Source organism: Streptomyces sp. NPDC002520 (genome assembly GCF_053595235.1).
This window is the reverse complement of the sequence record NZ_JBSFXG010000004.1, coordinates 36,506-50,613: the sequence shown is the minus strand read 5'-3', so window position 1 is coordinate 50,613 and position 14,108 is coordinate 36,506. Positions and strand designations below refer to the sequence as shown.

The following is a 14,108-nucleotide window of genomic DNA, read 5'->3' as shown; positions in this document are numbered from 1 at the left end:
GCGTCCCGCCGGACGGCCCAGCCGCGTCCGCAAGACGACAGAAAGAAGAGAATGCCCCGCTTCAGCATCATCGTTCCCACCCACGGGGTCCCGGGCCGGCTGTCCCAGGCGCTGGACTCGGTCCTCGGTCAGTCCTTCGGCGACCTGCAGCTGATCCCGGTCTGCGACGCCCCCGACGCCCCGGCGGCAGCGGTCGCCGCCGGACACGCCGAGCGGGACTCGCGGGTGACACCGGTCGACTCACCGCCGTCCGCCGGTCTGAGCGGGGCGCGCAACGCCGGGATGCGGGCGGCGACCGGCGCGTACGTGCTGTTCCTGGACGGCGACGACCTGCTGCTGCCGGGCGCGCTGGCGGCGCTGGACAAGCGGCTGGCCGAGACCGCCGGCGTGGACGTGCTCTACGTCGAGCACGAGCGGACCCCCTGGTGGGAGGGTGAGCCGGGCAACCCTGCGGCCCCGCTGCTGGCGAAGGCGCCCAAGGGGGCCTTCGCCCCCGGAGACGCGCCCGAGGTGACGGGCGTGCGGCTGCCCGCCTGGAGCGCGGTCTACCGCCGCACCTTCCTCACCGAGCATGAACTCGCCTTCCCCGACAGCCCTTTCACCGACCTCGGCTGGGGCGGCCTGACCACGGTCGCCGCCGGGCGGATCGCGGTGCTGCGCGAGCCCGTCGTACGGCACCGGCTGCGCCGGCAGGGCAGCCGGCTCAATCTGCCCGGTCCGCACCAGCACGCCGTGCTGGACCAGGTGGAGCTGGTGCTGACCCGGGCGGCCGAGGCGGGACTGCCGGCCGAACGGACCGGGGCGCTGTTCGAGCAGCTGTTCTCCGCCGTGCTGAGGACGGCGTCACGGCCGGACCGGATGCCCTCCGGGCGCCGGGCGTTCTTCCGCCGGGCCGCCCGGCTCTACCAAAAGCACCGGCCCGCGGGCTACACGCCCCCGGCCGGCAGCCTGGGCATGCAGCACCGGCTGCTGGCGGCCGGCGCGTACACGGCGTTCCGCGCGCTGCGCGGCGCCAACCAGGCGGCGGCCGGCACCCTGGAGCGCCTCCCGCGCCCGCACATGCTGCGCACACGGCTGCGCTACGCCCGCGACCTGCGCCGCCCCCTCGACCCGAACCTCGCCGTCTTCTGCGCCTACTGGGGCCGCGGCTACGCCTGCAACCCGGCCGCGATCCACGCCAAGGCCCGCCAACTCGCCCCGCACATCCGCTCGGTGTTCCTGGTGGAGGCCGACCAGGTCCACGCGATGCCGAAGGACGTCGAGTACGCGGTGATCGGCTCGCGCCGGTACTGGGAGGTGCTGGCCCGCGCCACCTACCTGGTCAACAACGCCAACTTCGCCGAGGGGGTGGTCAAACGCGCCGGCAGCGTGCACCTGCAGACCCAGCACGGCACCCCGCTGAAGACGATGGGCGTGGACCAGTCGACGTACCCGGTGGTGGCCGCGCAGTCGGGCAGCTTCACCAGGCTGCTGGGGCGGGTGGACCGGTGGGACTTCAACCTCTCGTCCAACCCTCACTCGACCCAGATGTGGGAGCGCGCCTTCCCCGGCTCGTACGAGCATCTGGAGTACGGCTATCCGCGCAACGACGTCTACTACACGGCGACCGCCGACGACGTCGCCCGCGTCCGGCGCCGGCTGGGCGTGCCCGAGGGCAGGACGGCCGTGCTGTACGCCCCCACCCACCGCGACCACCACACCGGCTTCGAGACGGGCCTGGACCTGGAGGCGTTCTGCGCGGCGGCGGGCGAGGACGTGGTCGTCCTGCTGCGCGCCCACTACTTCTACGACCGGGCGCGCCTCGACGGCTCCGGCCGGATCAGCCGTGTCATCGACGTGTCCGGGCACCGTTCCGCGGAGGACGTGTGCCTGGCGGCGGACGCGCTGGTCACGGACTACTCCTCGATCATGTTCGACTACGCCAACCTGGACCGGCCGATCGTCGTGTACGCCGACGACTGGGAGGTCTACCGGCAGACGCGGGGCGTCTACTTCGACCTGATGGCCGAGCCGCCGGGACCGGTCGCCCGCACCCCCGGGGAACTGGCCCGCGTCTTCCGGGAGCACGAGCACACGAGCGACGCGTCGCGGGCGCTGCGGGCCGCGTTCCGGGAGCGGTTCTGCCGGTTCGACGACGGGCAGGCCGCCGAGCGTGTCGTACGACGGGTGCTGCTCGGCGAGCCGCCGGAGGCGATCCCGCCTGTGATCCCGCTCGCTGAGCGCCTCCCCGCCCCCGCCGCCGCGACCCTCGTGAGGAGCTGACCCGCCGTGCCCCGCTTCAGTGTCATCGTCCCCTGTTTCAAGGTGCAGGGCTTCCTGCGCGAGTGCCTGGACTCGGTGCTGCTCCAGTCCTTCGGCGACTTCGAGCTGATCGCCGTGGACGACTGCTCGCCGGACGGCTGCGGCGCGATCCTCGACGAGTACGCGGCCCGCGACCCGCGCGTGAAGGTGCTGCACCTGCCGGAGAACGTCGGCCTCGGCCGTGCCCGCAACGCCGGGATGCCGCACGCGAGGGGCGACTACCTGTTCTTCCTGGACAGCGACGACACCCTCACCCCGGGCGCGCTGCGCGCCGTCGCCGACCGGCTGGAACAGGCCGCCGATCCGGACGTGCTGGTCTTCGACTACGCGCGCACGTACTGGTGGGGCGGCACCCGGCGCAATGTGCTGGCGCACGTGCTCGGACAGGCCCCGGACACCTTCACTGCCGCCGGCCGGCCGGAGATCCTGGACCTGCTGATGGTGGTGTGGAACAAGGTCTACCGGCGCGACTTCGTCGAGGAGCACCGCTTCGCGTTCCCGCCCGGGTACTACGAGGACACCCCCTGGACGTTCCCGGTCATGCTCAGCGCCGGGCGGATCACGGCCCTGGACCGGATCTGTGTGAACTACCGGCAGCGCCGGCAGGGCAACATCCTGTCCACCACGAGCCGCAAGCACTTCGACATCCACGACCAGTACGAGCGGGTCTTCGCCTTCGTGGACGGGCATGAGGAGCTGGCGTCCTGGCGGCCGTACCTGCACCGCAAGATGGGCGAGCACTGCCTGGACATCCTGGCCAAGCCGGACCGGCTGCCGCCCGCGGACAAGGCCGAGTTCTTCCGGCGTACGGCGGAGCTGTTCGCCAGGCTCCGGCCGGAGGGCGCCGTCGTGGACGGGGAGGCCACCCTGCTGGAGGGCGGCTACGCCGGGTACCGGCTGAAGCGTCAGGCGGAGCGGGCCGGACGCGAGGCGGGGCGGCGGGCGGTCCAGGTCCGCGGCAGCGTGGGCGCGCGGGCCCGGAGCGGCTGGGCGCGGCTCCATGCGCGCCGCCCGCTGGACGAGCACCTGGTGGTGTACTCGGCGTCCTCGCACCGGGGGGCGCTCGGTGATCCGGCGGCCGTCCACCGCAAGGCGCAGGAGATCGCTCCGCAGTTGCGCGGGGTGTGGGTGGTGCGGGACGAGGAGACGGCGGCGGGGCTGCCGGCCGGTGTCGAGCACGTCCTCGTGGACTCCCGGCGCTACCTGGAGGTCACCGCGCGCGCGAAGTTCTTCGTCAACGACGTCAACTGGCCCGGCTCGCTGGCCAAGCGGCCCGGCAGCGTGCACATCCACACCCACCAGGGCACGCCGCTGAAGTACATGGGCGCCGACCTGCTGGACAAGCCCGGTGCCCGGCTCGGTTTCGACGTGCCGCAGATGCTGCGCCGGGCCGACCGCTGGGACTACAGCCTGGTCGCCAACCCCCATTCCGAGCTGGTGTGGGAGCGGGCCTACCCGTGCCACTTCACCTCGGTGCGCACCGGAAGCCCCCGCAACGACGTGCTGGTGCGGGCGGGCGCGGAGGCCGGCCGTGACTTCCGGCGGCGGCACGGCGTCCCCGCGGACCACACGGTGGTGCTGTACGCGCCGACCCGCCGGGACTACCGGCGCGGCGGTCACGTGGACCGCGTCGACCTGGCCCGGTTCGCGGCCGATCTGGGCGAGGGGCACACCCTCGTGGTGCGGCTGCATCCGACGCTCGCGAACGGTCCCGCGCGCGGGCTGGGCCTGGCGGAGCTGGCCCGGCGCGGGATCGTGGTCGACGCGACGGACGAGCCGCACGTGGCGGAGGTGCTGCTGGCCGCCGACGCGCTGGTCACCGACTACTCGGCCCTGATGTTCGACTACGCCAACCTGGACCGGCCGATCGTGGTCCACGCCGACGACTGGGAGGTGTACACCGCGAGCCGGGGCACCTACCTGGACATCACGGCCGAGGCACCGGGCCATGTGTCGCGTTCCTACCGGGAGCTGGCCCGGCTGTTCACGTCGGGCTCGTGGCAGGACGCGGAGTCCGCGCGGCTGCGCGGGGAGTTCCGGGCGCGGTTCTGCGCGTACGAGGACGGGCTGGCCGCCGAGCGTGTCGTGCGGACGCTGCTGCTGGGCGAGCCGATGCCCGGCGCCGCGCCGGTTCGGCCGGTGCGGATTCCCGGTCCGGCCGTCAGCAGTGACCTGCCGGCCCCGACGACGCGGGGCTCGGCGGGTCACCGCTGAGCGGGGAGTGCGGGCCGGCCACGGGGGTCGTTCGACGGCCTCAGGGTCACTCGACGACGAGGTCGACCTCGATGTTGCCGCGGGTGGCGTTGGAGTACGGGCAGACCTGGTGGGCGGTCTCGACCAGCTTGCGGCCGGTCGCCTCGTCCACAGTGTCGGGCAGCTCGACGCGCAGCGTCACCTTCAGGCCGAAGCCCTCGCCCTGCTTGCCGATGCCGACCTCGGCGGTCACAGCGGCCTCGCTGACGTCCACCTTCGCCTGCCGGCCCACGAGGCCGAGGGCGCTGCCGAAGCAGGCGGCGTATCCGGCGGCGAAGAGCTGCTCGGGGTTGGTGCCCTCGCCGTTGCCGCCCAGCTCCACCGGGGGCGCCAGCTTGAGGTCGATCTTGCCGTCGTTGGAGACGGCACGGCCCTCACGGCCGTGGGTGGCGGTGGCGACGGCGGTGTAGAGCGCGTCCATGGAAACCATCCCTCTCGGAAGTCAGTCCGTGTTCCGGCGGCCCCTTCCGGGTCGCCCTCACGACCACAAGTAGAGCACACAATTCAGTTGCCCACAACTAAACTGTCCGCAAGAGCTATCCTGGAGACATGACCGCCTCGCCTCCCTCACAAGCCGCCTCGGACGCCGCCGGCGACACGGCTCCGGCCACCGGCACGGACACCGCGACCGCCGCGGCCCCCGCCCCCGATCCGGACTGGCTCCGCCTGGACAACCAGATCTGCTTCTCCCTGAACGCCGCGTCCCGCGCCTTCAACAGCGTCTACCGCGTGATCCTCAAGGATCTCGGGCTCACCTACCCGCAGTACCTGGTGATGCTCGTGCTGTGGGAGCAGGGCGATGTGCCGGTCAAGCAGCTCGGCGAGCGGCTGCGCCTCGACTCCGGCACGCTGTCTCCGCTGGTCAAGCGACTGGAGACGGCCGGTCTGGTGCGCCGGGAGCGCAGCGTGCGGGACGAGCGGTCGGTGTGGGTGCGGCTCACCGACGAGGGCGCGGCGCTGCGCGAGCGGGCCCTTCGGGTGCCGCCCCGCATCGCGGCGGCGACCGGGTTCGCCCTGGAGGAGATCGTCGAGCTGCACGAGCGCCTCGACCGGCTCACCCGCTCGCTGGACGCGGCGGCACTGGAGGAGACGCCGGGCTGCGCGTGACGGCGGGCCGGCGGACGTAGAGCCGTACCGCCACGCCCGCGCGCACGGACTCCTCGGCGGGCACGAACTCCTCGGCGAGGAGAGCGAGTTTGGCCTTTTCGACGGGGCTCCTGGGGGTCCAGCGACCGGCGAGCAGGGCCGGGTCGGCCAGGACCCACACCCGGTCCAGCCGGGCCATCCGGCCGCGCAGGGTGGCCGCGTCCGCCTCCCGCCCGTACAGCGTCCCCGACTCGGGCGCCGGCACCGCGAGCCCCACGTCCCGTACACCCCGGAACGCGCCCGGGTAGGCGAGTGCCGCGTTCCGCGTCTGGGCGGGCAGGAACAGCACCGGATCCCCGGGCCGCAGCGCCCGTTCGGCGGTCCGGGAGACGGCGGCGAGGTCGTCGGGACGGTGGGCGGGGGCGCGGTCGTAGCGGAGGAGGGGGAACTGGTGGACGACGGCCAGGAGGACGGCCACGACACCGGTCAGGGTGAGGAGCGGGGACGGCGGCAGGCCGGGCCGCAGGCGCCCCAGGACCCCGGCCACCCGGTCGGCACCCGCCGCCACGAGCAACGGCGCTCCGCCCAGCGCGTACAGCACGTACCGGTCGACGTACAGCGGTGACACCTGGGACGCGAGCATCAGCGCGACCGGCGGCACCACCGCCAACGGCAGCGCCACCCCCGCGCAGCTCACCTCTCCGCGCCGCCCCACCGACCCCGCGAGTGCGAGCACGGCCAGTCCCAGGCACGCCCAGCACACCTCGTCCGTCGGCCCGAGAAACGTCCGCAGCAATCCCTGCGCCGTCTCCATCGTGGGCCGCCGCAGCCACGCCACCTGGGCCGACTGGGCGTGGGAGACGAACGCCATCGGCAGCAGCGCCAGCCCCACCACGGCCGCCGCGCACCCCCAGCCCCGCCACGCCCGCACTCCCGCCCGCGCGAACACCAGCGACACCGCGTGGGCGAGCAGCAGCAGGACCGCGAACTCGTGCAGCCAGCAGGTGAGTCCGAGGGCGACGCCGTACGCCCACCAGGAGCCGCCCTGCACGGCGCGGACGAACAGCAGCGTCGCCCCCGTGGCACCGGCCGCGACCAGGGCGTAGGAGCGGCCCTCCTGCGCGTAGTGGCCGGCCATCGGCGAGACGGCGTACAGCAGCCCGGCCCACAGTCCGACGCGGGGCCGCGCGAGCCGGGCGCCGAGGGCGGCGACCAGGCCCGCGGTCGCGGCGGCCGCGCACACCGACGGGAGCCGGAGGACGACCTCGTCGGGGTGGACGGCGAGGACGGCGTGCATGAGGAGGTAGTACAGGCCGTGCACCGCGTCCACGCCGTGCAGCAGCTGCCAGATCTGCGGCACCGACCGGCGCGCGACCTGGAAGGTGACGGCCTCGTCGCGCCACATCCCGCCGCGGTCGAGCCCCCAGAGACCGAACCCGAGCATCACCAGCGCGGGCACGCACACGGCCACGGCCCGCGGGGCGAGCCCCCGCAACCGTCCCGGTGCCCCGGTCGTTGCACCGGTCGGTACGACAGCTGTTGCGCCGGCCGCCGGACGCGGCCGCGCTTTCCCGAGAGGCCCGACGTTCACCACGGCCCGATCTTTTGCGATGAGACAACCTTTTCCGCCTATTGACGGCGTATCGGCATGGATACACCATCCGCGCGGATTAGGCTCCCACGCGATGAACCGTCTCCGTGTCACCCCCGGCCCGGTCCTCGCCCTCACCGCCGCCTGGCTCGCCACCCGTCTCCTGATGCTGTGGCTGCTCGTCCACAGCGGAACGCGCCTGCTCGGCGGGGGTTCCGTGACGCGTGAGGTGTGGCGTCTCTACTTCCACTGGTACGGCGTCCTGTCGCACGGCGGCTTCCCGCCGCGCGAAACCACGTGGCAGTACCCGCCTGGCGCGGGCCCCGTACTGCTGGCGCCGGGACTGGTACCGGGGTTGACGTACTTCGAGGCGTTCGTCGCACTGACGCTCGCCACGGACGTTCTGATCATGGCGGCGCTGGTCGCCGCGGGCACCCGGCCCGAACGGAGCCTGCGCGGGGCGGCCCTGTGGACGGGCGGTCTGCCGCTGCTGCTGCACCTGCCGCTCGCGCGCTACGACGTGCAGGTCACCGCGTTCGCCGTCATCTCTCTGTTGACACTGAGGCGGCACCCGCGCGCGGGCGGTGCGTTCGCGGCGCTCGGCGCACTGGTGAAGGTGTGGCCGGCGCTGGTGCTGCTGGGGACGCCCCGGGGGCGGGAGACGCGGACGGCGTGGGCGTGGGCGGTGGCCGCCGGGGGCGTCGCCCTGGCACTCCTGGCGATGTCGTTCAACGATCCCCTCGCCTTTCTGCAGCAGCAGGACGGCCGGGGCGTCCAGATCGAGTCGCTCGGCGGCACGGCGCTCAACCTGGCGCGGCACGCCGGGTGGTCCGGCCGGTCCCACTACCAGTACGGCGCGGTCGAGCTGGTCGGCCCGCACGTGGAGACCGTCGCCGCCCTCTCCCTCGCGCTCACCGCGGGCGCGTTCGGGCTGCTGGTGCTGTGGAGGGTGCGGGCGCGGCACTGGAGCCCGGCCACGCCGTACGACGCCGCGCTCGCCGCGGTGCTGCTGTTCACCGTCACCAGCCGGGTCATCAGCCCCCAGTACATGGTCTGGCTGCTGGGCCTGGCCGCCGTGTGCCTGACCTCGCGGCACACCAGTCAGCGCCCGGTGGCCCTGCTGGTCCTCGCGGCGAGCGCGCTGAGCAGCCTGATCTTCCCGATGTACTACGGCGACGTGGTCGCCGGCACCTGGACCGGCTGTCTGCTGACGCTGAGCCGCAACGGGCTGCTGGCGGCGGCGGCCGTGCTGTCCTTCGTCCGGCTGTGGGGCGCGGCGCGGCCGCCGTCCGGCCGGACGGCGGCGACGACGACGCAACCGCGACCGGATTCAGACCGTCTTCCCGACCAAGAGCTAACCATCTCTTAACAGGGAATTACCGAGCATTCCTACGTTCCCCCTGTGGACCCCATGCATCCAGACCCACGAGATCCGCGTTCCGCGCCGCAGGCGGCCGTCGTCGTCATCGGCTACAACGACGCCGCCCATGTGGCCGACGCCGTCCGCTCGGCGCTCGGCCAAGGGGCCGCCGTCGGTGAGGTCGTCGCCGTGGACGACCGCTCCACGGACGGCAGCGGCGAACTGCTGGACCGGCTGGCCGCCGAGGACCCCCGGCTGCGGGTGGTGCGGCGGGACGCCAACAGCGGCGGCTGCGGCAGCCCGCGCAACACCGGGATCGACGCGGTCACGATGCCGTACGTGATGTTCCTGGACAGCGACGACGTGCTGCCGCCCGGCGCGGTGGACGCCCTGCTGCGGGCGGCCACGGAGGCGCGCGCCGAGGTCGCGAGCGGCCTGTGCGTGCGCCGGGAGCTGCCCTCGGGCCACGACCAGCCCTGGCAGGCGTCCCTCTACACGGCGCACACCGTGCTCGCGCGCCCCTCCCAGCGGCCCCGGCTGGTGCACGACACGCTGTGCGTCAACAAGCTGTACCGCACCGCCTTCCTGCGCGAGCACGGCATCCGGTTCCCGGAAGGCCGCTTCCTCTACGAGGACTTCGTCTTCACCGCGCGCGTGCTGGCCGCCGCGCCGCGCATCGCGCTCGTGCCGGACCGCGTGTACGTGTGGCACGTGCGCCGGTCGGCCGAGCAGCTGTCGCTCTCCCTGGACCGGGACCGCATCGACAACTGGAAGGCGCGCACGGAGGCGTGCGCGCTGGTGTACGACATCCTGCTGGGCGCCGGGCAGAAGGAGCTGGCGCGGGCGGCGCGGGCGAAGTTCCTCGACCACGAGGTGCGCATGTACGCGCGCGAGCTGGGCCTGCGCGACGCGGACTACCGGCGTGCCTGGTGGGCGCACACCCGTGCGTACCTCGCGCGCTACGACGCCGCCGACTGGGAGCTGAACCCGACGGCGCCCGGCCGGCTGATCGCCCGGGTCGTCGTGGAGTCCGCCGAGCCGGTCGACCTGCCCCGGCTGAGGGAACTCGCGGCCCGCCCGGCGCGCCTGCTCCCGCCCTACGCCCGTACCCCCGACGGCACGCCCGTCTGGTCCGCCGACCTCCCCCAGGTCGCCCTCGACCCCTTCCTGACCCGCCCCACCGGCGTCCTCCCCCTCGCACTCGACGCGGAACTGCGCCCACGCGCGCGTGACACCCGCCTGCTCCTGCGGCTGCACGACCTGTACGGACGGGTGGCCGAGGCCGGGCCCCAGGAGCTGGAGGTGGAGTGGCGGTCCCGGGAGAACGGCCGCGTGACCCACCACACGACGACGCGGTTCACGCCGTCCCGCGACATCTGGTCGGCCGAGGTGCCCGTCGACCTGGCCGCGCTCGGCGCGGGCACCTGGGACCTGCGCCTGACCGTGCGCTTCGCGGACGGCGAGCAACGGGACGTCACCGCCCACGCGCGCGGGGACGTGGGCCGGCTGCGCCGGCGGGCCGTCCCGGACGCCCGGCACGGTCTGCTGCTGGTCCAGCCGTACGCCACCCACTCCGGCGCGCTCGCGCTGCGCGTGGCGACCGGGATACGCGGAGCCGTGAGCGTCGTCCGCGGCCGGCTCCGCCGCCTGCTTCACTGAGAGGCGCAGGACCCTGCGAGCCACCACGACACAGACCGACCGACAAGGGGACGCCCGTCCATGACCTGGCTGATCACCGGCGGCGCCGGATACATCGGCGCGCACGTCGTCCGCGCGATGACGGAGGCGGGCGAGCGGACCGTCGTCTACGACGACCTGTCCACGGGCGTCGCCGAGCGGGTGCCGCAGGAGGTACCGCTGGTGGTGGGCTCCACCCTGGACGGCGAGAAGGTGGCGCGTACGCTCGCCGGGCACGAGGTGACCGGGGTCGTGCACCTGGCGGCGAAGAAGCAGGTGGGCGAGTCCGTGGACCGTCCGCTGCACTACTACCGGGAGAACGTGGAAGGGCTGCGTGTCCTCCTGGAGGCGGTGACGGCGGCCGACGTCCCCTCCTTCGTCTTCTCCTCCTCCGCCGCGGTGTACGGCATGCCGGACGTGGACCTGGTCACGGAGGAGACCCCCTGCCTCCCCCTCTCCCCCTACGGCGAGACCAAGCTGGCCGGCGAGTGGCTGGTCCGCGCGACGGGCCGGGCGACGGGCCTCGCCACGGCCTCCCTCCGCTACTTCAACGTGGCCGGCGCGGCCACCCCCGCCCTCGCGGACACGGGCGTCTTCAACCTCGTCCCCATGGTCTTCGAGAAGCTCACCGAGGGCGCGGCCCCGCGCATCTTCGGCGACGACTACCCGACCCCCGACGGCACCTGCGTGCGCGACTACATCCATGTGGTCGACCTGGCCGAGGCCCACGTCGCGGTGGCCCGCGCCCTCAGCTCCGCCCCCGGCCACGACCTGACCCTCAACATCGGCCGCGGGGAGGGCGTCTCCGTCCGCGAGATGATCGACCGGATCAACGCGGCCACCGGCTACGGCCGCCCCGCCACGGTCACCCCGCGCCGCCCCGGCGACCCCGCCCGCGTCGTCGCCTCCGCCGAGCGCATCACCACGGAACTGGGCTGGCAGGCCAAGTACGACGTCCAGGACATGATCACCTCGGCCTGGGAGGGCTGGGTACGCCTGCATCCGGAGGCGGCACGGTCGTAAGCCGTCCGGACGGCCGGACGGGCCGCCGGCTGTCTCCGGCCGCGGGTCCGTCGCGGCCGGTCGCGCGGTTCCCCGCGCGCCTCGGGGCGGCACGGGGCGGCACGGGGCCGTCATTCGCATCGCACCCGCGCGCACGCACGTGCACCACGCACGTGCACCAGGCGCGGGCGGCCGTGCCGCGGGGCCTCAGAGGGCCCTCAGTGCGCCCGCCGTCGCGCGGGCCAGGTTGTCCAGGTAGTCCTTGGGGAGCTTCGGGGAGCGGATGACCACCGAGCGCCAGTACAGGGGGCCGGAGATCAGGTCGAGGGCCAGGTCGGCGTCGACGCCGGCGCGCACCTCGCCCCGTTGTTCGGCCGCCGCCACGATCTTGCTGGCGACGCCCTCCTGGCCGTCCCGGAGGGCCTTCTGCAGGGCTTCCGCGATGTCGGGATTGCGGGCCGCCTCGGCTTGGAGGTCCGGGATGATCTGGGACGCGACGGGGTGGCGCAGGGCGCGGGAGGTGACCGCGTACAGCAGCCGCAGGTCTCCCTCCAGGGAGCCGGTGTCGGGGACGGGCAGGCCCAGGACGGCCATCGCCGAGACCACGTCGAGGACCAGGTGGAGCTTGGAGCGCCAGCGCCGGTACACCGCCGTCTTGCCGACGCCGGCCCGCCGTGCGATCCCCTCGATGGACATCCGGGCGTAGCCGACGGACGCCAGCTCCTCGAAGACGGCCCCGCGGATGGCCTCGGTCACGTCCTCCCGGAGCACCGCGGCCCCGGCGGGGGCGCGTCGGCGCACGGGCTTCGGGGCCTCGTCGGCGTTGGTCGTCATGTGCACCAGCATAGGGCGTTACGACGAAACGGTTGCGTTCCGGCGTCCGATGGGCCTAGTCTCCCGTTGCGACGATACGGTCCCGTCCCGACGTAAGAGAACGTGAAGAGAAGCGTAAGGAAACGCCGGGCGACGGACGGGGACCGCACGGATCCGGCGAAAGTCGGACAACGCACCACCCCCCTCCCTCGAGCGAAAGCAGCGGATGTGAGCCAGGTCCTCGACACACCGCCCCCGACCCAGGTCCCGGCCGACGACGACCTCGCGGCACTGGCCGCCCGACACGGCCTCTCGGTCAGCGGCGCCCGCCCCTCCCTGCGGGAGTACGTGAGCCAGCTGTGGGCGCGCCGCCACTTCATCACCGCCTTCGCCACGGCCAAGCTCACCGCCCAGTACAGCCAGGCGAAGCTCGGCCAGGTCTGGCAGGTCATGAACCCGCTCCTGAACGCGGCGGTCTACTACTTCATCTTCGGCGTGCTCCTGGGCACCAGCAAGGGCGTGCCGGACTACGTCCCCTTCCTGGTCACGGGCGTGTTCATCTGGACGTTCACGCAGAGTTCGATCATGGCGGGCACCCGCGCGATCTCGGGCAACCTCGGCCTGGTGCGCGCCCTGCACTTCCCGCGCGCCGCGCTGCCGATCTCCTTCTGCCTCCAGCAGCTCCAGCAGCTGCTGTTCTCGATGACCGCGCTGGTCGTGATCATCCTGTCCTTCGGCATCCCGATCACGCCGCGCTGGCTGCTCGCGATCCCCGCGCTGATCCTGCAGTCCGTCTTCAACGCGGGCGTGTCGATGATCATGGCCCGGTGGGGTGCCAAGACCCCGGACATCGCCCAGCTGATGCCGTTCGTGCTGCGCACCTGGATGTACGTGTCCGGCGTGATGTGGAGCATCAGCAAGCTCACCAAGAAGGACAACCTGCCGCACATCGTCACGGTCCTGCTGGAGACCAACCCGGCCGCCGTCTACATCGACCTCATGCGGTACGCGCTGATCCACAGCTTCCAGGGCAAGCAGCTGCCCCCGCACGTGTGGGCAACGGCCACCGGCTGGGCGCTGCTGGCCGGCATCGGCGGCTTCATCTACTTCTGGAAGGCTGAGGAGACGTACGGCCGTGGCTGAGCGAACCGCAGAGAACATCCCCACCGTCGTCGCCGACCGCGTCGACATCGTCTACCGGGTCAACGGCACCGGCGCGGGCCGCGGCACCGCCACCGCCGCGCTCAACCGCATGCTGCGCCGCAAGCAGGCCGAACAGGCGGCCGGCGTGCGCAAGGTGCACGCGGTGAAGAAGGTGTCGTTCGTCGCCTACAAGGGCGAGGCGATCGGCCTCATCGGCACCAACGGCTCCGGCAAGTCGACCCTGCTCAAGGCGGTCGCCGGCCTGCTGCCCGTGGAGAACGGCCACATCTACACCGACGGCCAGCCCTCCCTGCTGGGCGTCAACGCGGCCCTGATGAACGACCTCACCGGCGAGCGCAACGTCTACCTCGGCGGCCTCGCCATGGGCATGTCCCGGGAGCAGGTCAAGGAGCGCTACCAGGACATCGTCGACTTCTCCGGGATCAACGAGAAGGGCGACTTCATCACCCTGCCGATGCGGACGTACTCCTCCGGCATGGCCGCCCGGCTGCGCTTCTCCATCGCCGCCGCCAAGGACCACGACGTCCTGCTCATCGACGAGGCCCTGGCCACCGGCGACCGCTCCTTCCAGAAGCGCTCCGAGGACCGCATCCGCGAACTGCGCCGGCACGCGGGCACGGTGTTCCTGGTCAGCCACAACAACAAGTCGATCCGCGACACCTGCGAGCGGGTGCTGTGGCTGGAGCGCGGCGAACTGCGCATGGACGGGGCCACCGAGGACGTCCTGGCGGAGTACGAGGCCTTCACCGGCGACAAGAGCGACAAGGCGAAGAAGCCGGCACCCAAGAAGGCGGTACCGGCGCAGAAGCCGGACGCGACCCCGGCTCCCGTCGCTTCCTGAACCCGGCTCTTACCTCTAGC

At 73.0% G+C, this 14,108-nt stretch carries 11 protein-coding genes; 8 read left to right on the top strand and 3 right to left on the bottom strand.

All coding sequences use genetic code 11. From position 1 onward, the window contains the following. Positions 1–51: 51 nt before the first annotated feature. Positions 52–2,262 (top strand): bifunctional glycosyltransferase/CDP-glycerol:glycerophosphate glycerophosphotransferase, encoded by a 2,211-nt coding sequence (locus ACWD5D_RS08385; protein ID WP_451372019.1) that lies wholly within the window; start codon positions 52–54, stop codon positions 2,260–2,262. A gap of 6 nt (positions 2,263–2,268) precedes the next feature. Further along, the gene (locus ACWD5D_RS08380; protein ID WP_451372018.1) at positions 2,269–4,515 is read left to right on the top strand and encodes a bifunctional glycosyltransferase/CDP-glycerol:glycerophosphate glycerophosphotransferase; all 2,247 of its coding nucleotides are present in this window, start codon (positions 2,269–2,271) and stop codon (positions 4,513–4,515) included. Positions 4,516–4,561: 46 nt separating this feature from the next. On the opposite strand, the gene ACWD5D_RS08375 is transcribed toward ACWD5D_RS08380, so the two are convergent. After that, positions 4,562–4,975, bottom strand: a complete 414-nt coding sequence (locus ACWD5D_RS08375; protein ID WP_451372017.1) for an organic hydroperoxide resistance protein — start codon at positions 4,973–4,975, stop codon at positions 4,562–4,564. Positions 4,976–5,103: 128 nt separating this feature from the next. On the opposite strand from ACWD5D_RS08375, the gene ACWD5D_RS08370 reads away from it, so the two are divergent. After that, on the top strand, positions 5,104–5,661 hold the full coding sequence (locus ACWD5D_RS08370) for a MarR family winged helix-turn-helix transcriptional regulator (RefSeq protein WP_451372016.1): 558 nt from the start codon (positions 5,104–5,106) through the stop codon (positions 5,659–5,661). On the opposite strand, the gene ACWD5D_RS08365 is transcribed toward ACWD5D_RS08370, so the two are convergent. Next, the gene (locus ACWD5D_RS08365; RefSeq protein WP_451372015.1) at positions 5,609–7,099 is read right to left on the bottom strand and encodes a glycosyltransferase family 39 protein; all 1,491 of its coding nucleotides are present in this window, start codon (positions 7,097–7,099) and stop codon (positions 5,609–5,611) included. The genes ACWD5D_RS08370 and ACWD5D_RS08365 overlap by 53 nt on opposite strands. Positions 7,100–7,325: 226 nt before the next feature. Between ACWD5D_RS08365 and ACWD5D_RS08360 the strand changes: the two genes are divergently transcribed. Genes ACWD5D_RS08360 through galE form a run of 3 tightly spaced genes read left to right on the top strand, consistent with a single transcriptional unit; the run spans position 7,326 to position 11,291 of the window. Continuing rightward, positions 7,326–8,600: a glycosyltransferase 87 family protein gene (locus ACWD5D_RS08360; protein WP_451372014.1), complete on the top strand. Its 1,275-nt coding sequence runs from the start codon at positions 7,326–7,328 to the stop codon at positions 8,598–8,600. 42 nt (positions 8,601–8,642) lie between these two features. Further along, positions 8,643–10,250, top strand: coding sequence for a glycosyltransferase (locus ACWD5D_RS08355; protein WP_451372013.1), 1,608 nt, complete (start codon positions 8,643–8,645; stop codon positions 10,248–10,250). Between the two features lie 60 nt (positions 10,251–10,310). Then, a complete protein-coding gene (gene galE, locus ACWD5D_RS08350) occupies positions 10,311–11,291 on the top strand; it encodes a UDP-glucose 4-epimerase GalE (RefSeq protein WP_451372012.1) in 981 nt (326 codons plus the stop codon). A 186-nt stretch (positions 11,292–11,477) separates the two neighbouring features. Here galE and ACWD5D_RS08345 read toward each other — a convergent pair whose 3' ends face one another. Continuing rightward, positions 11,478–12,104, bottom strand: a complete 627-nt coding sequence (locus ACWD5D_RS08345; RefSeq protein WP_451372011.1) for a TetR/AcrR family transcriptional regulator — start codon at positions 12,102–12,104, stop codon at positions 11,478–11,480. Between the two features lie 207 nt (positions 12,105–12,311). Here ACWD5D_RS08345 and ACWD5D_RS08340 point away from each other — a divergent pair, with 207 nt between their 5' ends. After that, positions 12,312–13,226, top strand: coding sequence for an ABC transporter permease (locus ACWD5D_RS08340; protein ID WP_451372010.1), 915 nt, complete (start codon positions 12,312–12,314; stop codon positions 13,224–13,226). Further along, positions 13,219–14,088, top strand: a complete 870-nt coding sequence (locus ACWD5D_RS08335) for an ABC transporter ATP-binding protein (RefSeq protein WP_451372009.1) — start codon at positions 13,219–13,221, stop codon at positions 14,086–14,088. Before ACWD5D_RS08340 ends, ACWD5D_RS08335 begins: the two co-directional genes overlap by 8 nt. Positions 14,089–14,108 lie beyond the last annotated feature (20 nt).